The organism is Paenibacillus sp. TSA_86.1, assembly GCF_052691815.1.
In genome coordinates this window covers 319,306-341,740 of the sequence record NZ_JBQZGE010000003.1, presented here as the reverse complement: position 1 = coordinate 341,740, position 22,435 = coordinate 319,306, and the positions used below count along the sequence as shown (strand labels likewise).

16 protein-coding genes are annotated in these 22,435 nt (G+C 46.4%); 8 read left to right on the top strand and 8 right to left on the bottom strand.

Features of this window, described 5'->3' with window-relative positions; translation table 11 throughout:
• Window positions 1–711: 711 nt before the first annotated feature.
• Window positions 712–2,649: a carbohydrate-binding protein gene (locus ACUTVW_RS10545; RefSeq protein ID WP_445645748.1), complete on the top strand. Its 1,938-nt coding sequence runs from the start codon at window positions 712–714 to the stop codon at window positions 2,647–2,649.
• 46 nt (window positions 2,650–2,695) lie between these two features.
• The gene (locus ACUTVW_RS10540) at window positions 2,696–4,261 is read left to right on the top strand and encodes a glycoside hydrolase family 43 protein (RefSeq protein ID WP_445645747.1); all 1,566 of its coding nucleotides are present in this window, start codon (window positions 2,696–2,698) and stop codon (window positions 4,259–4,261) included.
• A 126-nt stretch (window positions 4,262–4,387) separates the two neighbouring features.
• On the opposite strand, the gene ACUTVW_RS10535 is transcribed toward ACUTVW_RS10540, so the two are convergent.
• A complete protein-coding gene (locus tag ACUTVW_RS10535; protein ID WP_445645746.1) occupies window positions 4,388–4,918 on the bottom strand; it encodes an NAD(P)H-dependent oxidoreductase in 531 nt (176 codons plus the stop codon).
• 202 nt (window positions 4,919–5,120) lie between these two features.
• Here ACUTVW_RS10535 and ACUTVW_RS10530 point away from each other — a divergent pair, with 202 nt between their 5' ends.
• Together ACUTVW_RS10530 and ACUTVW_RS10525 are read left to right on the top strand one after the other, a co-directional pair.
• Window positions 5,121–5,492: a winged helix-turn-helix transcriptional regulator gene (locus ACUTVW_RS10530; protein WP_445645745.1), complete on the top strand. Its 372-nt coding sequence runs from the start codon at window positions 5,121–5,123 to the stop codon at window positions 5,490–5,492.
• Window positions 5,493–5,730: 238 nt separating this feature from the next.
• A complete protein-coding gene (locus ACUTVW_RS10525; protein WP_445645744.1) occupies window positions 5,731–6,450 on the top strand; it encodes an SDR family oxidoreductase in 720 nt (239 codons plus the stop codon).
• A gap of 46 nt (window positions 6,451–6,496) precedes the next feature.
• Here the strand turns inward: ACUTVW_RS10525 and ACUTVW_RS10520 are convergent, their stop codons facing one another.
• Entirely contained in the window at window positions 6,497–7,525 is a 1,029-nt protein-coding gene (locus ACUTVW_RS10520; RefSeq protein ID WP_445645743.1) for a hypothetical protein, read from the bottom strand.
• A 181-nt stretch (window positions 7,526–7,706) separates the two neighbouring features.
• Between ACUTVW_RS10520 and ACUTVW_RS10515 the strand changes: the two genes are divergently transcribed.
• Both ACUTVW_RS10515 and ACUTVW_RS10510 read left to right on the top strand, forming a co-directional pair.
• Entirely contained in the window at window positions 7,707–9,779 is a 2,073-nt protein-coding gene (locus tag ACUTVW_RS10515; RefSeq protein WP_445645742.1) for a methyl-accepting chemotaxis protein, read from the top strand.
• Between the two features lie 103 nt (window positions 9,780–9,882).
• Window positions 9,883–11,058, top strand: coding sequence for an aminotransferase class I/II-fold pyridoxal phosphate-dependent enzyme (locus ACUTVW_RS10510; RefSeq protein ID WP_445645741.1), 1,176 nt, complete (start codon window positions 9,883–9,885; stop codon window positions 11,056–11,058).
• 115 nt (window positions 11,059–11,173) lie between these two features.
• On the opposite strand, the gene ACUTVW_RS10505 is transcribed toward ACUTVW_RS10510, so the two are convergent.
• The 5 genes from ACUTVW_RS10505 to hcp form a co-directional block, all read right to left on the bottom strand.
• A complete protein-coding gene (locus ACUTVW_RS10505) occupies window positions 11,174–13,228 on the bottom strand; it encodes an iron ABC transporter permease (protein ID WP_445645740.1) in 2,055 nt (684 codons plus the stop codon).
• The gene (locus ACUTVW_RS10500; RefSeq protein ID WP_445645739.1) at window positions 13,225–14,226 is read right to left on the bottom strand and encodes an ABC transporter substrate-binding protein; all 1,002 of its coding nucleotides are present in this window, start codon (window positions 14,224–14,226) and stop codon (window positions 13,225–13,227) included. Before ACUTVW_RS10500 ends, ACUTVW_RS10505 begins: the two co-directional genes overlap by 4 nt.
• 219 nt (window positions 14,227–14,445) lie before the next feature.
• Window positions 14,446–14,988: a CueP family metal-binding protein gene (locus ACUTVW_RS10495; protein ID WP_445645738.1), complete on the bottom strand. Its 543-nt coding sequence runs from the start codon at window positions 14,986–14,988 to the stop codon at window positions 14,446–14,448.
• Window positions 14,989–15,123: 135 nt separating this feature from the next.
• Window positions 15,124–15,573 (bottom strand): V4R domain-containing protein, encoded by a 450-nt coding sequence (locus ACUTVW_RS10490; RefSeq protein WP_445645737.1) that lies wholly within the window; start codon window positions 15,571–15,573, stop codon window positions 15,124–15,126.
• A 327-nt stretch (window positions 15,574–15,900) separates the two neighbouring features.
• On the bottom strand, window positions 15,901–17,193 hold the full coding sequence (hcp, locus tag ACUTVW_RS10485; protein ID WP_434749969.1) for a hydroxylamine reductase: 1,293 nt from the start codon (window positions 17,191–17,193) through the stop codon (window positions 15,901–15,903).
• 379 nt (window positions 17,194–17,572) lie between these two features.
• Between hcp and ACUTVW_RS10480 the strand changes: the two genes are divergently transcribed.
• Entirely contained in the window at window positions 17,573–20,224 is a 2,652-nt protein-coding gene (locus ACUTVW_RS10480) for a cation-translocating P-type ATPase (RefSeq protein WP_445645736.1), read from the top strand.
• 155 nt (window positions 20,225–20,379) lie between these two features.
• On the opposite strand, the gene ACUTVW_RS10475 is transcribed toward ACUTVW_RS10480, so the two are convergent.
• The gene (locus ACUTVW_RS10475; protein WP_445645735.1) at window positions 20,380–20,766 is read right to left on the bottom strand and encodes a VOC family protein; all 387 of its coding nucleotides are present in this window, start codon (window positions 20,764–20,766) and stop codon (window positions 20,380–20,382) included.
• A 253-nt stretch (window positions 20,767–21,019) separates the two neighbouring features.
• Between ACUTVW_RS10475 and ACUTVW_RS10470 the strand changes: the two genes are divergently transcribed.
• Window positions 21,020–22,369, top strand: coding sequence for an MFS transporter (locus ACUTVW_RS10470; RefSeq protein ID WP_445645734.1), 1,350 nt, complete (start codon window positions 21,020–21,022; stop codon window positions 22,367–22,369).
• The last annotated feature ends 66 nt before the right edge of the window (window positions 22,370–22,435 follow it).

Below are 22,435 nucleotides of genomic sequence, written 5' to 3'. Positions count from 1 at the left end.
AGTTTCATCCAAAAAACCTTGAAAATAAGTTTAACCTGAAACAAAGACAAAATGACCGTTCCTCGATCAGTGAAGAGGACACGGCCATCACGTGAAACATCTTATTTCTTGCCAACTTGATCGTTCTTACCTCGGAATATACTTCTGTGTATCTATAACCTGACCAGACGAATTACAAAGCTGCGTGAAGAATCTCCCTTTTTGTGCTGCATATGAAGCAATTAACGTGCTACCCAACTTTTTTTTACAATTTTTGATAGAAAGTGATTGTATTGTCGCGGAAATGTGATATGATATCGTCAAATATACAAACAATTTAAAACATAAATGAAAAATAATTACATTGTAACAAGTCCCATTCTTCATTCATTCCCTTTAAAACCATTCTATTGAAAGCGATTACAAAGCACAACCGGGCAATTTATATTCGTTTTCTCGCAAAAGTATCTCCATCCCTATCCTCGGGTGATAACTATCAACGTGCATCGGTAAACAAGTATACACGCTGCATGTTGTATGGTTTAAACCATATATTCCTCATCCTGAACGGACAGTCATTTCTTCTCTGGAAGGAGGTGTCATAAAGAACTTTAAATTCTTCATTTTTCTTGCTTCATACTTCATTTCTCATCTCTGCTTTCTCATCCAAACATCTCGGGTCCAACCATTTATGTTAATTCGATTACACACCAATTCAATGGAGGCGAACGTATGATTCGTAAACCAATAGCCCTGCTGATGTCACTAATTCTGGTTTTTTCCATTCTACCGGCCGAGTCCAGTCATGCAGCTAATAACGCCGTTGCCAAAACGCCTGTGAATGCCAATCCGCTTGTCGATCACAAATTGGGGGCCGACCCTTACGTGCTTGTCCATAACAATCGGGTCTACGTCTACATGACAGGTGATACTTACCTATACAACAACGACGGATCTGTCCGCGAAAATAACTACGGCACCATCGGCAGAATTAGCGTGATCTCCTCGGCTGACATGGTGAACTGGACAGACCATGGCTACATTCCGGTAGCCGGTGCAAACAATGCTAACAATGGACAAGGCATCGCCAGATGGGCAAGCCAGTCTTGGGCGCCAGCAATGGCCAAGAAAACAATTGCAGGCAAAGATAAATTTTTCCTGTATTTTGCCAACTCCGGTGCAGGAATCGGTGTTCTGACAGCTGATTCACCCATTGGCCCTTGGTCTGATCCAATCGGGCGGGCACTTGTTACCCACGGAACTCCTGGGATGTCGGGTGTAACTTGGCTCTTTGACCCAGCTGTACTTGTTGATGACGACGGCTCCGCTTATCTGTATGCAGGCGGCGGTATTCCGAATGAAAATAATGCAGCTTCTATTGCAAATCCAAAAACAGCGCGTGTTATCCGTCTTGGTGCCGATATGACCAGTGTAGTTGGCAGTGCTACAACGATTGATGCACCTTATCTGTTTGAAGATTCGGGTATCCATAAATACAACGGCAAATATTACTACTCGTATTGCATCAATTTCGCAGGAAACCATCCAGCAGCTTATCCGAAAGGTGAAATCGGATATATGGTGAGTGACAGCCCGATGGGACCTTTTACGTATAAGGGGCATTTCCTCAAAAATCCGGGTACATTCTTCGGTGTAGGTGGCAACAACCACCATGCCGTGTTCCAGTTCAATAACCAATGGTATGTCGCGTACCATGCACAAACGGTAAGTAAAGCCTTCCTCGGGGATGGCAAAGGATACCGTTCCACCCACATCAACAGGCTGACGCATAATGCAGACGGATCGATTCAGGAAGTGCAGGGTAACATGACCGGTGTGTCTCAAACAGCTAACCTTAATCCGTATAACAGAGTGGAAGCCGAGACAATTGCTTGGCAAGCTGGTATTAATACACAACCTACTCAAGCAAACGGCGGGCCGACGGCCAACCAAAATGTAACCAATATCAATAATGGCGACTGGGTTGCTGTAAGCAATGTCGATTTCGGTTCAACCGGTGCTTCAAAATTCAAGGCAAACGTAGCTTCTACCGGAAATGGTAACATTGAACTCCGCCTTGGCAGTCCGACAGGTACGTTAATCGGCACACTTAACGTCACTTCAACGGGTGGCATGCAGAACTGGCGTGAGCTCGAAACCAATATCACCAATACAACAGGACGTCATCATCTGTATCTGGTGTTTACAGGTTCAGGGAGCGGAAATCTGTTCAATCTGGATTATTGGCAGTTCACCTCCGGTTCCGGAGGTAACCCAAATCCGAATCCTAACCCGAATCCCAATCCAAACGTTACTCGAGTTGAAACGGAGAGCATGACCCTTGCCGGTCAATATGCCGGACTGATCAGTTCTCCTTTTAACGGTGTGGCACTCTATGCGAACAATGATTCAGCGTCTTACAATCAATTCTTTGCTAACCCTACACATCAGTTCTCTCTTCGGGGGGCTTCCAACAACAATAGTACAGCCCGTGTGGATCTGGTGATTGGTGGTGTAACTGCCGGTTCATTCTTTTTTACCGGAACACAGCCGACGGTGCAAACTTTGCCAAATATCACACACGCCACAGGTAATCAGGAAATCAAGCTGGTTGTAACAACGGATAATGGAACTTGGGATGCTTACATCGATTATCTTGAAATTTCGTAATCATTTATAATGATCTGTTATTTCTGATATTTCAGGAGGATTAGTTATGTGGAAAAAAATCGGTTTGCTCCTGCTTACACTTCCTCTGCTGTTAACATCACTACCATCGGGCCATCAGACGGTCTCTGCGGCAACCTTTAACAACCCGGCCATTTATGCAGATGTGCCGGACAGCGATGTCATTCGAGTGGGCAATACCTTTTACATGACCAGTACAACCATGCATATGAACCCAGGGGTTCCTGTCATGAAGTCAACCGATCTGGTCAACTGGAGCATTGTGAACTATGTATATAACACGCTTGGCAACGGTGATGTCCAGAATCTGAATAATGGCCAGAACGAATATGGTCGCGGTTCTTGGGCCAGCAGTCTCCGCTACAACAATGGCATCTATTATGTCGCCTTCGGCTCGCTTTCAACGGGAAAAACATACATCTATCAGACCAGCAATATCGAGAACGGGCCGTGGACGCCATATACCTTGAACAGCTATTATCATGATCCATCCCTTCTCTTTGACGGGAACCGCACATTTCTTGTACATGGTAGCGATAACATCAGCATCGTCGAGTTGACACCTGATGCCAAGGCTGTGAAGTCTGGCGGTTTGAATCAGGTACTGATCTCCAATGCCAGCAATATTGCTGGCTCCAATATGATTGTAAAGGCAGAAGGTGCACACATTCAGAAAATCAATGGCATGTATTACGTCTTTCTGATCGCCTGGCCCTCAGGGGATGGACGAATCCAGCTTGCCTATCGTGCAAATTCATTGACAGGGCCATACACTGGTAAAGTGGTATTAAGAGATTCCGGCATCGCACAAGGCGGTATCGTGGATACCGCCTCAGGTGCATGGTATGGTTTCCTGTTTCGCGATCGAGGAGCCGTTGGACGCATACCATATCTTGTACCAGTGACCTGGTCGGATAACTGGCCTGTATTCGGGGTGAATGGAAAAGTTCCATTGACGATGAACATGCCTGTGGAGGGACAGCCGTCTGCTAAAATCTTCGGTTCAGATGAGTTTAATGCGGCTTCGGGCACATCCACGCTCTCAAAGATCTGGCAGTGGAATCATAATCCTGACCCGTCAAAATGGTCCTTGAGCCAGCGTCCAGGTTTCATGCGGCTGACCACAGGCAAGCTCAGCAAAAATATATTGGAGGCTCGCAATACGCTGACACAACGTACGTTCGGGCCAAAAAGTACAGGCATTACCGCTTTGGAAACGGCAGGTATGAAGGATGGTGATTATGCCGGTCTGGCTGCTTTTCAGGCCAAATATGGCTTTGTTGGTGTCAAGATGACGGGCAATACCAAGTCTATTGTAATGACCAATGCCAGTTCCGGCACGATGACCGAAGTGGCAAGTGTGCCCCTGAACCAGAACAAAATTTATCTGCGGGTCATCTGTGACTTCACCAACCAGACAGATAAAGCCTATTTCGCCTACAGTCTGAATGGAACGAACTGGACAACCATTGGCAATACGCTACAGATGTCGTATACGTTGCCACACTTCATGGGTTATCGCTTTGCGTTGTTCAACTACGCAACCAAATCTACCGGAGGCTATGCTGATTTTGACTTCTTCCGTATGGAGTAAGCGTGATGAACGTACTGCTGAATCTTAGGATCAGTACTACGAATTGAAGTACACTTGAAGTACAACTGTGGCCTGGAATTCCGCTATATGCGGAGCCAGGTCATTTTCATTTTTTTCGAAAACATCTCACTTGAAAGCTTGGATATATCGAACATACGCTTCAGCACTTTGATCAATCTCTTCATCACTTGCCATGGATGAGGCACCAAAGACAGCATAATGCGGCAGTGCCGTAACACCCACATGATTCATGCTCGCTTGGAATGGTGCGATCAGCTCTTCGACGCCGAATCCTACCGGCCGTCCTTTTCCGTAATTCTCCCGATTATCCCCGATTGTCATGGCCAGCCCCATCTGCTTTCCGTGCAATCGATTCCCCTTTGATCCATAAGCCCATCCATGCGTGAATACGTCATCCAGCCATTTTTTGAGCAGCGGCGGGTAACTGTACCAATAGAACGGAAACTGCAAAATAATATGATCATGTGCCTCCAGCAGCTCCTGTTCGCGAGCAATGTCGATGTTCCAATCGGGATAAGCTTCGTATAATTCGTGAATACGTACCTGCTCTTTGTACTGCTCCAGCTCCTTTTTCCAGCGGCGATTTACTCTTGAAGTTGTCATATTCGGATGTGCCAGAATAACCAGTGTTTTCATGCCATCCATTCCCCTCTCCAAAACAGATTGAAATTTCATTTTTTGCGATTACGGATCATTATCCCCCCCGTCACCCCAAAAGAAAATACACACAATGAAGTAAGATACTTACCTCAAGGTGTGTATGGACTTTGGCTTTACAGTTATGAGAAAATAAATAGTTATCCCTGTAAAAACGTAAATATAAACCGAGGTGACATATATGAAACAATACCGTTTAGGCATTGAAGCTACGCTCGAAATCATTGGTGGCAAGTGGAAAGCGATTATCATCTGTTTATTAATATCGGGTGTCAAAAGAACCGGAGAATTGGAGCGCAGCATGCCCGGCATATCACAGAAAGTACTGATTCAACAATTACGTGAACTGGAACGTGACGGCTTGGTCACAAGACATGTTTATCAGCAAATGCCGCCTAAGGTCGAGTATAGCCTTACGGCATATGGGGTAACAGCGAATACGATCGTGGATGTGATGTGTACTTGGGGAAGGAATAATATTGCGCTAAGGCAACAACGCGGAGAAGACATTGTTTTGTTATCCGATGATAATAATGATGAAGTTATTGTATAGCCCCGTAGCCCTGCCCTTCTATAGATGAACAAACGGAGCTCGAAGAATGAAACATATCTCATCCAACCTTCACCCTCCATATCCCACCTATATAGTAAAATATAATTATAATTATTAATTTTGATGTAGGTTGGATTCCTCATATACTACACTCATTTGAAGTAGTAACTCCTTTGCCATAGCAAACAGGACGATGGAGTAATGGAATCCAATCTGTATCGCGAGGAGGTTTTTACGATTGAAGAATTATATTGTGTTTGGTGCCAGTAAAGGATTGGGCGATGCATTTGTCAGAGGTGTACCACAGGCAGGAGATAAAGTCTGGGTTGTATCCCGCAGCAAGCCAGAGAGCCTGAAACTGGAAGATGGTGTTCAGCGAATATGGATTCAGGCCGATCTCTCGGAGCTTCAAGCCGCCAAACAAATTGCAAAGCAGCTACGCGACGAAACATTGGATGTGCTTATTTATAACGTAGGTATTTGGGAAAAGAACGGATTTGAGGAACACTACACCTTTGATCAGGATGAGCCTTCCGATATTCAAGAGCTGATCCATGTGAATATAACTTCTACAATTGTATGCATTCAAGCTCTACTGCCCCAGCTTCGCAAGTCTGCAGCGGGCAAGATTATTCTCATCGGCTCTACAGCAGGTTTAAACAATGCGGGCAGCACTCAGGTTTCTTTTGTTGCCTCCAAGTTTGCGATCCGTGGAATTACAGAAGCTCTAAGAGAACATACAAGACAGGATCGCATTGCGGTAACTTGTATTAATCCGGGAGAGCTGGCAGCAGAGATCCCGTACGAAGAAGGAATAGAACGCGCACTGTCTGAGTATGACGGGACGCGCATTCCTGTTCAAGATATGGTATCCATCGTCCGATGCATCGTCAGCCTGTCCAAAGCGGCTTGTGTGAAAGAAATTAACGTTCCCGCTCTTACAGATATGAATACGTAATAGCGTAGTAGAAAGAGCTGATCTATTGAATCTGGTTGCTGTATCTTTACGTTAAATATCGGGATATATGCTCAATCGCCATCGACTGGATTCGTTGTTGTTCAGGAATATGTTCATAGATGACATGTGACTTCTCCTGTTGGATGAGCTGTTCCCGCATAGCTGCAATGCGTCCTTTATTAAAATCAATAAAACGGAAATCCACCTGCCTAAGCTGCTTAAGCTCCGCCAATCTAGCAAAAGATGTTGCTTTGAGGGCCGTGTTGATCTCTTTCAGTTCCAAAACTTCCAGTGCACTGGCCGTCCATAAACCCTCGATATCTTGAAGTGATTTCATATAGACCAGTTCAAGTTGTCTGAGCCGAGGCAGCTGCGAAAAATCACATAACTGTTCCAGCTTTGACAAGGATACATGCAGATACTCAAGCCCGTGCATCTGCTCCAGTCCCTTGATACTCATCAGTTTCCGCACCGAGCTAAGCTTGAGCATCCGGATGGTTGACTGTGCCAGTACATCCAGCTCACATTTTAACTCACACTGATCAAGGGACAGATACTGGAGCTTTGGTAGTTCTGTTAAAAACTCAAGACAATCTACCGAACAGTTCAGGGTAAGGGTCTCCAGACTTTTACATTTTTCTATGGAGATCAAGTTTTTGAATTTTCCATGTAGTTCAAGATAGGTTAAATCTCTATAATATTCAATAAAACTCAGATCCGTTGCTTTTGCGGTTGAATTCAATCTTAGGAAGACGAGTTGCTTCAACGCCCCCAGAATCGTCAAATCCTGCACTTGCGAACAATCTAGCTGTAAGGCAGATACATGTTTCAACTGTGCTAATCGCCCGAGAAAAATGGATGTATACTTCGCTTTGAGATCGGCATTCGATATGTGAAGAATCAGATCAGGCCTGACTGCGAAAACGTTCATATCCAATTCGGTCAAATCCTCATACGTATCCACGCCAACACGAAAATGAACCGTTGCCCTCCGGCGTAAATGCTGCACCGCCTGGTTCATTTTTTCTTCATTCCAGGGCATTCCCTGTATCGAAGCATGCCAAAACTGTGTCATTACCCTTCCCCCTGTCCCGTTCAGTCCATAAACATATTATACCAAAGCAATCTCTCATCCGTGACCCGGAGTTTTCTTAATTATTTTTTAATTCGACAAAAATATACACAAATCTATATTATATGCCGACATATAACTCAGAAGTTTTGAACTTCGTATTAAGAATCTGGGGAGATGGAATATGTTAAACATTTTTAAAAAGCGGGGGAACAGAGGAGCACGCACTTCCAGTATGGCCAATACTCTGGCTGCTGTACTGCTCGTTATCATTGTTGTCGTATTCGCTGTACTCGGAACATTCATGTTCACAAGCACAAGAAACATTCTGGTTAAACAGCAGGAATCCATGCTCCAGACCAAAACACAAGCCATTGTCAGTGAGTTCGACGCACTATTCAAAGAAAAAGGCTCATTGGTAAAACAAATGTCCACTAACAAATTATTCAGGGAATACATAGAAACAACGAAATCAGCATCAGAAGCAGCCACTTCCACTTATGCTGCAGAAACAAGGGAAACACTGGCTAAAATTGTGGAAGCAGAACCTTCATTCAACGATGCCTGGATTGCCGGCATGGATGGTAAAGGCTTCTGGCTACAAAATGACGGGGTTGTTTCCGCACCGGATTTCGATATTCAGGCACGTCCTTACTACCAGCCAGTAAAAGACGCTGATGGGCTTTATTTTTCCGATCCGTACATTGACATCTCGGCAGGTAAAGTACTGATGGGTATTTTTTATCCAATCAAGGATGATCACAACAATATGATTGGCTTTGCCGCAGCAGATATTCTGTTTAGTAATATCCCGAGTATTATGAAGAGCTACTCGTTGGGGGACACAGGTTATTCCATATTGTTATCCAAAAATGGAGATATTCTGTATCATCCCGATGAGAGTAAAGTGTTGAAGGAGAACATCCTGAAAGCTACCGGCGATATGGGTGAAGTTGGTAAAAAAATGATGGCTGGTGAATCTGGCATCCAGCTTATAAACGACAATGGGGAGCGTCGTTACATCGGGTATGCAACCAGCAAAGACACGGGATGGTCCGTAGGTCTGACGATTACAGAGAAGGAAGTTTTAGCAGAGCTCAGAACATTCACCTGGATTACACTTGGCGGGTTTGCTGCAGCTGCAATTCTTCTGGTCATTATCAGCTACATTACTCTGCGTCGTCTATTGCGCACCATTCCGCAGCTATTGAGTAAAATCAAGCAGATTGAACAAGGTGATTTGACAGTTACACTGGATATCAAATCCAATAATGAAATTGGTCAGATTGCCACTGGCCTGAATTCCATGGTGCAGAAAATTCAAGGCATGTTGCAAATCGTTGGCAATTCAGCTCAAGTGCTGAATCATTCATCCAATGACTTGCAGTCGATATCATCCAGAACCGCTGTAACCATGAACGATACATCTACGGCGATCAATGAGATTGCGAATGCAACCAATTATCAATCGATTGAAACGGAAAATATTTTACGTAAAACAGGTTCATTATCGAGCCAAATTGATGAAATTGCTGCTGATGCACAAGCGATGGGATCTATGGTGCAGACCTCTGTTGACCAAAGCGGCCAAGGACTTGCGGTTGTGGAGCAACTGTCCAAATGGTCAGCGGAGAACCACAGTTCTACTCAATCCATCTCTTCCATTATTCAAGAGATTGACCAGAGCCGGAATGAAATTTCCAGTTTTGTGGATACGGTGAAGCAAATTGCTTCTCAGACCAATCTGCTTGCGCTTAATGCTTCTATTGAAGCTGCCCGCGCCGGGGAACATGGCAGAGGATTCGCTGTCGTTGCAGAAGAAGTTCGCAAGCTGGCAGAACAAACCGCTCTGGCTACAGAGGAAATCAACAAAAAAGTAAGTGTCATTGAAGAGAAAACTTCCCTTTCGGTGGAACACACGATGCGAGGAATGAAGATTGCGGAAGAGAACACGAAGTCTGTAGAAGACACCAAGCAAGTGTTCTACAGCATCAATCAAGATTTGATAGAACTTAAGCTGCGTATGGCGCAAATCACCAATAGCACTGCCAGTGTGCATCAGCACAAAGATGAGATTTTCCAGGCGCTGGAGATTATCTCCTCTACCACGGAAGAGAACTCGGCCTCAACGGAAGAAGTCAGTGCGAGTACACAGGAACAACTGGAAAGCATTCAACAAGTGGCGGATCTGTCGAATCAGTTGAATCAACTTTCCACCAAACTGCAGGATGAACTGAGCCACTTCAAGGTGGAGTAAGCACTACAGATCTACTGTTCTCCTTACCCTTCTCTTTTGTCCGCGATGCATTTATTATTAAAGCATATGCGTACGAAGAGCAATGGAGGCTGATGGATATATCATGAGATTTGCAAAACGAATGGATCACTTTAGTGAAGGCATCTTCACCAAGTTGCTGGACATCAAGCGTCGCCGGCTGGAGAACGGACAGCCCGTCATTGATCTCAGTGTCGGTACCCCGAACATCCCGCCGGCTCCGCACATCATGAAAACACTTGGTGAAGCCGCTGCTGATCCAGCCAATTATATCTACGCCGTGAACGATCAGAAGGAACTGCTTCAGGCGGCAAGTGACTGGTACAGGCAACGGTATGAAGTCGAACTGGACCCACAAACAGAAATCTGCTCGCTGCTCGGTTCGCAGGAAGGACTTGCACACATCTCCCTCTCGATTATAGATGAAGGTGATCTTGTTCTGGTGCCCGACCCCTGTTATCCAGTGTTTGCAGATGGGCCCCTTCTGGCCGGAGCTGAGCTGTATTACATGCCGCAAAAAGAGGAACACAACTATGTTATCCAGTTGGACGATATTCCTGAAGCTGTAGCCGAACGAGCTAAATTCATGCTCGTATCGTATCCGAACAATCCAACAACAGCGATGGCTCCGGACTCCTTTTATGAGGATTTGATCGCTTTCGCCAAAAAATACGATATTATCGTGCTGCATGATAATGCCTACAGTGAGCTAGTGTTTGACCAAATAACATGCGGCAGCTTTCTGTCGTATCCTGGTGCCATGGATGTGGGAATTGAATTCAACTCCCTGTCCAAAACGTACGGACTGGCTGGAGCACGAATCGGTTTTTGTCTGGGAAACAGGGCGATTGTCTCGATGTTGAAAAAGCTGAAATCCAATATGGATTACGGCATGTTTATCCCCATCCAGAAGGCTGCAATTGCCGCCATTACAGGTGACCAAAGAGATGTAGAGCGGGTAAGATCCATCTATGAAGAACGTCGGGATATGCTGTGTGAAGGTTTCGCCAAACTGGGATGGCTGATCAGCAAACCGGAAGCTACAATGTTCATCTGGACACGGATTCCCGCGCACTACGACACATCAGAGCAATTCGCCACGGATCTCGTTACACGGGCAGGGGTCATTGTGACACCAGGCAGTGCCTTCGGACCTTCAGGTGAAGGATACGTCCGAATTGCGCTGGTACAGGATCTAGAGCAACTGCAACAAGCCCTTCACTATGTTGAAGCAAGCGGTATGCTCGTTCCTGAAAAATAGTCTGACAGGGTGTAGTACATTTGTAATACAATACAAATATAGACCCACTTTAAGACCAAATTAAAAAGCACCAAACCCGTCTCATCAGGGTTTGGTGCTCTTTTTACTTCACTTTTCACTTTATCGCTTTGCGCCAATTAGAACGGTACATCAGGTACAGGAAGTACGGTGTACCGATAATCGCAATGAGAATACCTGACGGAATTTCGGTTGGAGCCATCACCGTTCTGCCAATCGTATCTGCGAGCACTAGCATAACGGCTCCGGCCAGCGCGGACAGAAACATAGACTGTCTCAGTTTGTGTCCCGTCAGCAGGCGAACCATATGTGGTGCAATCAGACCGATAAATCCAACCGTCCCGACACAAGCAACAGCCCCGGCCGCGAGCAATACTCCCACAGCCATCGCCAGCAGGCGAGTGCGGCGGACATTCAGGCCAAGCCCGGAAGCACTGTTGTCGTCAAATACAAGCAATTCAAATCTGCGAGCAAGCCACCAGGCCACTGGCACCAGAATAAGCAGGAATAGGCCAATAACTTTGACTTGATCCCAAGTGCGGGCATACGTGCTACCCGTCAGCCATATATACCCACTGCTGCCATACACGGCTCCGCGTACGATCAGAATCTGTATGCCTGCGCCGGCAATAGCTGACATCGCAATCCCCAGCAATACGACCGCAGATGGATTCAAGCCTTTTTTCCAAGAGAGCGAGAATACAACCACAGCGGCAATGGCGGCACCCGTGATGGCTGCGATAGGCAAGATGAACATCGGCAGTCCAGGCCATAGGATAAACACCATCATAGCACCAAGTCCCGCACCGGAAGATACACCCACAATTGATGCATCGGCAAGTGGGTTCCGCACAGCCATCTGGATAAGCACCCCGCTGATGGCGAGAGCCGCTCCTGCTCCAGCAGCCACCAAGGTACGCGGGATTCGAAGCTGAACAATTCCCGAGAACATCCCATCCGACTGGAACAAACTTGGCAACAACTCAGCTAACGGAATACGCATTCCACCAAACATCGTACTGAGCAGAACTAGCCCAATGGTAATGACGGAAAAAAGAATAGCTACAGGCATAAAGGCAAATCGGCGTACACGCCCACCTGTGCTCATGGATGTTGTCATTCCAGCTCCATTCCCGGCTTTCATTCGGGTAAGCACCAGCCATATTAGCCAAGGCGCACCTATAATCGCCATAACTGCACCCGTAGGCAGCTCCATACTGGAATTGCGTATCATTTTGGCAAGTACATCTGCGCCCACCAGCAACGCTGCTCCCCAGATGAATACACCGGGAATCAGGAGACGATTAGAGCGAACTCCGCTTAGGCGAACCAAATGTGGAGCGACCAGACCGACAAAGCCGATCGGTCCAATGACGCTGACAATCACTGCAGCTAGAATAACGGCAATAATCAGTCCGCCTGTTCGAGCAAGTCCAACCCTTTGCCCCAAAGAGGATGCGGTTGATTCATCCAATTCCAGCATATCCCACTGTTTGGACAGGATTAGCGCAAGTAGCGTTATTCCCGTAACCCAAGGCCAGACATAACTTACACCTGTCCAGTCGTTCTGCACGAGCGTGCCAGAACCCCACAGGAACAACCCTTGTGTTTCCATTGAGAAAAAAATATGCAAGGCACTTGTAAACGAACCAAGCACCATCGACACAATCATACCGGATAACGCCAGCCGTACAGGCGTTGACGTACGCCCGCCGCCCATAAAATAAGCCGCGAACGCTGCAAGCAGACCGCCCATGGCGGCAAAAAGAAACGGGGACTGACTGAGTATATTTGGAAATAGAATGGCACCGAGCACCACGACAAAATATGCACCCGCATTAATCCCAAGCGTGTCCGAGGCTGCCAGCGGGTTCCGGGTAATGGTCTGTAACAGCGCACCCGCCACAGCCAGTGCACCTCCTGCAAGGATGCCGATTACGGTACGTGGCATACGCAAATCTCGTACCATATTATGTTCGAGGGTATTCTGTCTGTTTGTAAGGGCGCCCCAAACGTCATGCAACGAAATAGCCGCTTCCCCATAACATAAACTTACAAAAAAAAGCACGATAAGGGCGGTCAGGCCGCCCCCATAGATGCTTATCATTCGCCAGTTTATGGCTGGCTTCATTCCTTGTTGAGTCGGACTCATTTGGTAATCGCCCCAACTACACCGTCAACCAGTACTTTGGAAGAAATCGGGCCGCCAAATGTCCATGTCGTACTTCCCAATGGATACGTACGCTTTTCCTTCACAAAGTTCAGACCGTTCCACACCGAATTGTTTTTCATCGCTGTACCAAAGACTTCATCGTCCGGTTGCGTAATATAGATAAAATTGCTGTCCTGTACTGTGGATAAAGATTCAATACCTACCGTGGAGAAACCGTAGTTTTCAAGTTTGTCCGGCTGCCAATCATTCACCAACCCAATTTTGTTCAAGGTACCCGCTACAACCGAATTGTCGCTGAACATACGCAGGGAAGCTGCATTTTGATAGGTGAATGCCTGTGTCAGTACGTAGTGGAAATTTCCTTTTCCAGCTGCAGTCAGCTTTTCTTTGGCTTCCACATAATGCTGATCCAGGTTGCTCAGCACTTCTTTTGCTTTATCTTCTTTACCCAGAGCTGTTGCAATTGTATTAAAAATGGTCGTCATTTTATCATAGTTATAACCATCGCCTTCATATGGATCAAACTCCAGCGTTGGAGCAATAGCTTTCAACTGGTCATACACGTTCGAATTGTTGTCTGCATTGGCGATGATCAGATCCGGCTTCAATGCTGCAATAGCCTCCATATTTGGCTCACTGCGTGTTCCGATATCCGTAACGCTATCATCCAGAGCCGCTTCGCCCGTTACATACACTTTATAGTTGGCATTATCTGCGTTACCTACAGGCTGAACGCCTAAAGCAACAACGTCTTCTGTGTAAGTCCATTCCAGTGTCACGACACGTTTAGCGGGCTTGTCCAGTGTCAATTCCCCGCGTTTATGCTGCACGGTAACCGGGCCAGCAGACTCTTCAGCAGGAGCACCGCCCGTAACCGTATTTTTACTTGGTTCTGTCGTTGTAGCAGCCTTACCGCATCCTGCCAGCACGAAAACAAATGCCATCATGATTAACAGCGCATGTAACCCTTTTTTCATATCCCTTATCTCCTCTGTTTGTATGTATTTATATGATAACAATTATCATTATCACTCATTGAATTCTTTTTTGTCAACGTTGCCTTATAATTTTCACATTTGTATTCCCATTACAAAAAAGGAAAGACACGCCGCTGAGGCCAGTCTTTCCTTGTCTTTATCGCATCTTTTAATCATCTACTCGTACTATACTTCATGATTGCTTGTCTGGCACTGAGTTTACATTAACTGCATTGTGGTGATGCAGGTCTGATCCGTTTGGTATGTAGACAACTGTGTCTCAGCTACCTTTCCGTCTTGAACCATTCGGATTAGATACGTTCGGTCTCGTGGCACCCAGAAATCCATAAACCCGTTGGCACCGGACTTTAACACTTCGTCCTTCATCAAGGTGTTGCCTTCGGAATCATGAATCGTCACACTGAATTCTTCATTCGCCATCTCGCCTTGACAGCCGGTTAAACTGTGAATCTCACAAGGATGCGTCTGCTCTACATAAGGAGCAATGGAAAGAAAAAATTCATCTTCAGGCAAGTCGTAGGTTGTTTCCTGGTTTCTCGCATCTTTCACGGTTAACGTTGTAGCACTGATCGAAGCAGACTGCGGTGTTTCTCGGCCTGTACTGATATCTTCAACCAGCTTTCGAATATCCGGTGCATCCGCTTGTTCGGTCTTATTTTGTCCTGACGTATTCGCAATCAAATATGTTCCAAGTACGATTACAAATACCACACTGGCGATAATCCATAACGATTTTTTCATCCGAAAACTCCCTTCCTATTTCTTCTGATTATATAAGAAAAAGAGTTAGACTGGACGATTCGATGGTGCATTTCACCATATATTCATATTTAATGAAAATATATAAACCATTATTGAAATAATTATAGCATGTAATTACAGCTTGATCTCGTATTCGCAATGTTCATGACCACTCACATTACATTTGGTTTCTTTTACACTCACCCTTCGTTTCATCATCTTGGTCAATGCCCCCTCTAGAATCGCTCCTTCCAGATCACATACCATTTTCTCATCTTCAAGTGTAGGCAGTCCTTTACAGAAACAGTCATCCACAGCAACAATGATCTTATGCTCATTTCTTTCTATTACCCGGGGAATACCAATCCGCAGTTCTTCAAACATTTGCAATAATTCTTCGACCGTATGTACAGGCAGATTCTCTCCAATTTTACGTCCAATGGTAAGTGTGGTGCCTTTGCCGCCCATCGGTAAACCCTGATTTAATCCAATTAACCGGATCGTGCGGAACAGTTCCAGCGGCACCATATTTCCCAGCTTTTCACGATTCATCTGTCTCATATCCTCAAATGTATATTCCAACATCGTTGTGACCTCCCATGGCTGATTTATATTTTCATAATGACAGAAGAATATTTCCCTTTCCTTGATTCCAATCAATAAAACAAGCGATTCACCTAAAATTGCGAAATCCCGTCTAACTTGCTCAATATAACCATGTAATACAGATTGGTCAGTTCATATCGATTGGCACCCTCGGGGATAGTGCCACGGGGTAATGCCGCTCCGCGGCTGATACCACCTGAATCATATGCTCTGCGCAATCCTGTGACGGAATGTATCTCAACGTCAAAAAAAGCCGCGCTGGAAGCACGACTCTTTTATCCAATCTACTCATGTAGCTAGGTTTAATTAAGACAACGCCAGCATTGCGTTCATATCTTCTTCTGCTGTCGTGATCAGTTTCAAGCCAAACAGATCTACAAGCACATCCAGAACACCTTCCGAAATAAATTCAGGCGGTTTAGGCCCAATCCGGATATCTTGAATGCCGAGGCTGAACAAACCAAGTAGAATAGCTACCGCTTTTTGCTCAAACCATGACAGCACGATACTCACAGGAAGCTCATTCACCGTACAGCCAAAAGCATCGGCCAAAGCCATCGCAATTTTCACGGTTGAACCAGAGTTGTTGCATTGACCCAAGTCAATATACCGCGGAATACCCGTGTCTCCCACAGTACCGTAGTCCACATCATTGAAACGGAACTTACCACAAGACGTGGTGAGAATAACCGTATCATTTGGCAGGGATGTTGCGAGTTCCCGATAGTAGTTACCACCCTTGCCTGGTGCGTCGCAGCCTGCGATGACGAAGAAACGGCGAATATGTCCATCTTTAACAGCTTGGATGATCTCCGGTGCGAGTCCAATCACCGTTTCATGGTGATAACCTGTCGTTAACACCTGCTCGGATTGTACGTTCGCCGCAGGTAAGGACAGCGCGCGCTCAATAAGAGGTGAGAAATCCTCTCCTGTAATCTTAGCTACTCCCTCTAGGCCAGCCACTTCGTAAGAGAAGAAACGATCCGCATACGTGCCTTTGATCGGCATAACACAGTTGGTTGTTGCCAGAATGGCACCAGGGAATTCCTCGAACAGTCTGCGTTGATCGTACCAGGCTTTACCGATATTTCCTTTGAGATGAGCATACTTCTTCAATGCCGGATAACCGTGCGCTGGCAGCATTTCGGAGTGGGTGTAGATGTTGATGCCTTTGCCTTCTGTCTGGCGTAGCAATTCCTCCAGCGCATACAGATTGTGACCTGTTACAACGATACATTGACCTTCAATCTGGTTCTGACTCACTGTGATTGGCTGCGGGATACCAAATCGATCCGTATGGGCACGATCCAGTACATCCATGATTCGAATAGCGGCATTACCAACTTTCATCGCCATCTCCAGATGTTCCTGTTGATTAAAGTTCGAGTTGGTAAGCGTCATATATAAAGCTTCGTGTGTAATCCGATCCACCTCAGGATCGGTGTAACCCAGCTGACGTGCGTGTGTTGCGTAAGCTGCAATCCCTTTCAGTGCAAAGATCATCGTATCCTGCAAGCTGGCAATTGTTTCATTTTTACCACAAACCCCGATCACTTTACATCCACCGCTCGGCGTCTGTTCACATTGATAACAAAACATATAAATTCCCTCCAAACCAAATTAACTCCTTGTTATAAAATAGCCTAACAGAGCTGGAGGCAGACAATTGTGATATTACACACAGTTTTGCAAACTAACACCCATATTATCCCTTTTTGAACTTATATATGACGATCATCCAACCAATTACCAGCATCACGACATAACGAAGGCTCCTGCTGTAAAATCAAATCTTTCATTCCAATGGTGCTACGCATAAGTATCACTGGAATTATGAATAATGACGTAGACAGCTGATGCTGTCCAAGCCTATCGTCAAATTACATATGAAATGTTGAAAAACAACATCACTTGGCGATTCTAATTTTTGTCCGTTCGGGTAATACACATATAAATCACGTACCGAGGAGCTGGTCGATTGCAACATTACAGGCACAGTGCAGAGGAAGTATTGCAGGAGGTACAGAGTTCCGAAAATGGAATATCCACATCCGAAGCAACAAAGAGATTAGAATCTGTAGGTTATAACGAGTTAAAAGGAAAAGACGCTACACCAATCTGGAGACTGTTCCTCGAAAACTTTAAAGACCCGATGGTCATCGTGCTGCTGATCGCAGCCGCTGTACAGGTTGTGCTTGGACATCTGATTGAATCCCTGATCATCTTCCTCGTCATTCTGCTGAACGCAATCATTAGCGTGGTGCAGACCAAAAAAGCGGAAAGCTCACTTGATGCACTCAGGCAGATGTCTGCGCCAGAAGCTAAAGTGATTCGAGATGGACAGAAGCAGTCACTCCCCGCACGGGAACTCGTTCCCGGCGATATCGTGCTACTGGACGCTGGAGATTATGTACCTGCAGACGGACGCATTTTGGAATCCGGCAGTCTGAAAATCAATGAAGGCATGTTGACCGGGGAATCCGAGGCAGCAGAGAAACATGCCGATATCATTCAGGAAGTAGCCGGCATTGGGGATCGGCGCAACATGGCGTTCAGCGGTTCGCTGGTTGTGTACGGTCGCGGCACAATTGTGATTACAGGTACGGCATTGAAAACAGAAATCGGTAAAATTGCCGAGTTGATTGAAAATGCGGAAGCCAAGGAAACACCACTGCAGCGCAAACTGGAATCATTCAGCAAAAAGCTGGGCTTTTTCATCCTCGGCCTGTCGATTCTTATTTTTGCCATTGAAGCTGGACGGGTATGGCTGACGGAAGGAACCGAAAATATCGGCCCATCGCTGATCAATGCACTGATGTTTGCGGTAGCTGTTGCTGTTGCTGCCATCCCTGAAGCGCTCTCCTCTATCGTTACCATTGTACTGTCTCTGGGTACCAGCAAGATGGCCAAGCAACATGCGATTATTCGCAGATTACCTGCGGTGGAAGCTTTGGGGTCAGCCAGCATTATCTGTACGGACAAAACAGGGACACTTACTCAAAACAAAATGACCGTTGTGGATTATTACATCCCTCACGGCACCAAAGACGAATTCCCTGATGATCCTGCCGCATGGTCGGAAGAGGAACGGCGGTTGTTACACATTGCCGTACTCTGCAATGATTCGAATATTAACCAAGAGGGCAAGGAACTTGGGGATCCCACCGAAGTTGCACTCATTGCATTCAGCAACAGTGTGAACAAGGATTACAACGAAATCCGGGATCAGTTTCCGCGGGAAGCCGAACTTCCTTTTGACTCGGATCGCAAGCTGATGAGCACGGTGCATACGTTCGAGGGACAGACTGCTTTGCTGACCAAAGGCGGCCCGGATGTGTTGTTCAGCCGCTGTAGCCATGTATTTATACATGGTGAAGTACAACCGTTAACTCCTGAAATTCGGACGCAGTTTGAAGAGAAGAATGAAGCATTTTCCAAACGTGCCTTCCGGGTTCTCGCTTATGCATACAAACGTTTTGATGACAAAAAAGAGGTCGCTCCCGAAGACGAATCCGATCTTATATTGGTCGGCCTGACCGCCATGATTGATCCGCCGCGTGAGGCGGTCTACGGCTCCATTGAAGAGTCGAAAAAAGCAGGCATTCGCACCATTATGATTACAGGTGACCACAAAACAACAGCACAGGCCATCGGTATTGACATTGGGCTCGCTGACAAAGATGATCTTGCCATCACCGGTGCTGAGCTGGACAAAATGTCGGATGAAGAGCTGGATCAACAGCTTGAACATATCTCGGTCTACGCCAGGGTATCCCCTGAAAATAAAATCCGCATCGTGCGTGCGTGGCAGCGCAAAGGTAAAGTTGCAGCCATGACTGGAGACGGTGTCAACGATGCACCTGCACTGAAACAGGCCGACATCGGCGTAGCCATGGGAAGTGGAACCGATGTCGCCAAAGATGCGGCAGCCATGATTTTGACGGATGATAACTTTGTATCTATCGTGAATGCGGTCAGCGTTGGACGGATGGTGTTTGATAATATTAAAAAGGCTATCGCCTACCTGTTCGCCGGGAACCTCGGCGCCATTATCGCCATCCTCTTCGCACTGGTTGTCGGCTGGGTCAATCCGTTCACAGCGCTGCAACTGCTGTTTATCAATCTGGTCAACGACTCGCTACCAGCTATTGCGCTCGGCACGGAGAAGGCTGAACCGGATGTGATGCGGCGCAAGCCACGAGACATCAACGAGGGTATTTTTGCAGGTGGGACGCTACAGGCTGTTATTACACGCGGGGTGCTGATCGGTATCGCCGTGATTGTGTCACAGTATATCGGACTTGGTATCTCCGCAGAGATCAGTGTTGCGATGGCGTTTACGACACTGATTCTGGCCCGTAGTCTGCAAACCTTTGCGGCACGCTCCAACACCCAGACGATTTTCCAGGTCGGTTTCCTGACCAACAAACTGGTACTTGGTTCGATTGTGGTCTGTCTCTGCCTTTACGGCGTTACACTGATTCCGGGTGTTCGCAGCATCTTTGCCATTCCTGACACCTTCGGCTGGGATGAGTTCCTGATTGCAGGTGGACTCGCACTTGGCGCCGTCATCCTGATGGATATCATCAAGTGGATTCGCAATCGCGGCAAACCAACCGCGGCGGCTTAGTGTTACAGGCTGTGACGATGCACACCGTTTTATGCATGTTTTGCAGCGTTACAGCCTGGAATAGATGCACAACCAGCGCCCCTTTCAGAGGGCGCTGGTTGTTTATCAGGGCTATTTTCAGATAAAGTAGATCAGACCGTACGTGCTTCCTGCTCCTAATTCTGCTGCTTGATCCCAAAAGCAATCCAGCGTCCATCCATATCCTCAATCACAAATTCTTTGTTATTATAGTCGGAATGATGGAAGGAACGTACAATCGTCACACCTGCTTCAATGAATTCCTGCTCAAGCTCTTCCTGCTGTTTGGTAATAAAATAGGCATCATATCCATAGCCGTATAACTCTCTGTTGGGGATAACCTTCTGTCCATTGCTTTGGGTTAAAATAATCTCGGTAGAATCACGGTACAGGCAGACATGAGGCTCCAAGGCATCCAAATATTCAACCACCCGAAACTTTAATTTTTCTTCATAAAATGCAGCAGTTTTCTTCATATCTAGGGTTGGGAACACACTGTGGGACTGCAATAATTCTGGCTTCATAGAACTAATCTCCTTCATGTAAATTGTCCTGTGTTACTTTATTTTGCGCATTGCGCTGTGCTACTGTTTTGATTCTGGTCAAGATTCTGGTCAAGCCCTGCTTTGCTTGTTATGTAGCGACCTCGCAAACTATGACACTATTGCCATATTAGCATATGAGGAGTAAAATAGAATATTGTTTTGTCTTCAATATGTATAACGCTAAGGCTTATTCATATCATACGATAACTCTATACAAGACAGGAATGGTTACGTGAAAGAAAAAATTGTGATGCCGCTCTGGACATGCTGCCTCTTCATCGTAGTGATGAATACGACCATGTTTAACGTTTCGCTGCCGGTCATTATTCGTGATCTACAGATCACTTCTGACCTCGGCTCCTGGGTGATCTCCAGCTACTCCATCGGATATGCCCTGTCTACCGTGATTTACAGCCGCTTGTCCGATCGAATTCCGGTACGTAAACTGGTCACGGTTGGGCTACTGATTCTCGGATGCTCGTCCTTACTCGGTTTGTTCGCACATAATTTTGCCTTGTTGCTGATGACACGTATTCTGCAATCGGCAGGAGCAGGGGTTATGGCTGGTCTCGGTCTGGTCATTGCGAGTCGTTATATTCCGGTGGAACGACGTGGTGCGGCTCTGGCACTCATCTCGTCAGGCAGTGCAATGGCCTTTGGTCTTGGTCCCATTGTCGGCGGACTGATCAGTGAGTACATGGGCTGGAACGGGTTGTTTGCGATTACGGTGCTGGTGCTGCTTGCCCTGCCGGTATTGGTCTATTTTTTACCACGGGAAACTGCGAATAAAGAGCAGCCGTTTGACCTGACTGGCGCACTGCTTACCATCATTAATGCAACTACCCTGCTGGTAGCTATTACACAGCGTTCATGGATATGGCTTGTCATCGGCATCACCTCTCTGGTTGCACATATTCTATATATTCGTAGAGCAAGGTTGCCATTTGTTAACCCAAATGTGTTTCGAACACCGGGATTCACCCGGCTTATTATCATTGGCTTCTGCGTGTTGGTAGTCAATCTCGGGAACCTGTTCCTCATGCCGTTAGTGCTTGCGGATCTGTATCATCGTTCTCCCCTTGCTATTGGCTTGTTAATCGCTCCCGGAGCGATCATCTCGGCCTTCTGTACCCGCTATGTCGGACGCTGGATTGATCAGTATGGCAATATGCGATTTATGCTGATTGGACAGTGTATGCTGGCTGCCGTTCTTGTGCTGTTCATGCTTGGACTCGACCAATCGGCTCTAATTATCACAGGCGGTTATGTGTTCTTCTCGCCAGCATTGTCTGCATCCATGGCCTCCTTGAACAACGAAGCCTCGCGGGTACTGCCTAGAAACCAGATCGGTTCAGGTATGGGTTTGTTGCAGCTGATCCAATTTTTCGGTGGTTCGGTATCTGTAGCCGTGTGTGGTCTACTTCTTCACGCCATACCGGGTGTATCTGTAAAAGAGGCCTATCACGTAGTATATGGCTGCCTGCTGTTGGTATGTCTAGTCTCTCTCGGACTGACCTTATGGCACAGCAAAGCCGCTTCACTTGCTAATCGTGATCTAACCTCTGTAACCTCTGATGGCTAATAAAGCGTAGTTCTCTCATGCAATTGTCCGTATACAACTATTAAAGTTCAAAGTTTGACTTATTCA

What these genes read in the sequence shown, in the direction of transcription:
- ACUTVW_RS10545 (WP_445645748.1), top strand. Translation starts at nt 712, where the DNA reads ATGATTCGTAAACCAATAGCCCTGCTGATGTCACTAATTCTGGTTTTT.
- ACUTVW_RS10540 (WP_445645747.1), top strand. Translation starts at nt 2,696, where the DNA reads ATGTGGAAAAAAATCGGTTTGCTCCTGCTTACACTTCCTCTGCTGTTA.
- ACUTVW_RS10535 (WP_445645746.1), bottom strand. Translation starts at nt 4,918, where the DNA reads ATGAAAACACTGGTTATTCTGGCACATCCGAATATGACAACTTCAAGA.
- ACUTVW_RS10530 (WP_445645745.1), top strand. Translation starts at nt 5,121, where the DNA reads ATGAAACAATACCGTTTAGGCATTGAAGCTACGCTCGAAATCATTGGT.
- ACUTVW_RS10520 (WP_445645743.1), bottom strand. Translation starts at nt 7,525, where the DNA reads ATGACACAGTTTTGGCATGCTTCGATACAGGGAATGCCCTGGAATGAA.
- ACUTVW_RS10515 (WP_445645742.1), top strand. Translation starts at nt 7,707, where the DNA reads ATGTTAAACATTTTTAAAAAGCGGGGGAACAGAGGAGCACGCACTTCC.
- ACUTVW_RS10510 (WP_445645741.1), top strand. Translation starts at nt 9,883, where the DNA reads ATGAGATTTGCAAAACGAATGGATCACTTTAGTGAAGGCATCTTCACC.
- ACUTVW_RS10505 (WP_445645740.1), bottom strand. Translation starts at nt 13,228, where the DNA reads ATGAGTCCGACTCAACAAGGAATGAAGCCAGCCATAAACTGGCGAATG.
- ACUTVW_RS10500 (WP_445645739.1), bottom strand. Translation starts at nt 14,226, where the DNA reads ATGAAAAAAGGGTTACATGCGCTGTTAATCATGATGGCATTTGTTTTC.
- ACUTVW_RS10495 (WP_445645738.1), bottom strand. Translation starts at nt 14,988, where the DNA reads ATGAAAAAATCGTTATGGATTATCGCCAGTGTGGTATTTGTAATCGTA.
- ACUTVW_RS10490 (WP_445645737.1), bottom strand. Translation starts at nt 15,573, where the DNA reads ATGTTGGAATATACATTTGAGGATATGAGACAGATGAATCGTGAAAAG.
- hcp (WP_434749969.1), bottom strand. Translation starts at nt 17,193, where the DNA reads ATGTTTTGTTATCAATGTGAACAGACGCCGAGCGGTGGATGTAAAGTG.
- ACUTVW_RS10475 (WP_445645735.1), bottom strand. Translation starts at nt 20,766, where the DNA reads ATGAAGCCAGAATTATTGCAGTCCCACAGTGTGTTCCCAACCCTAGAT.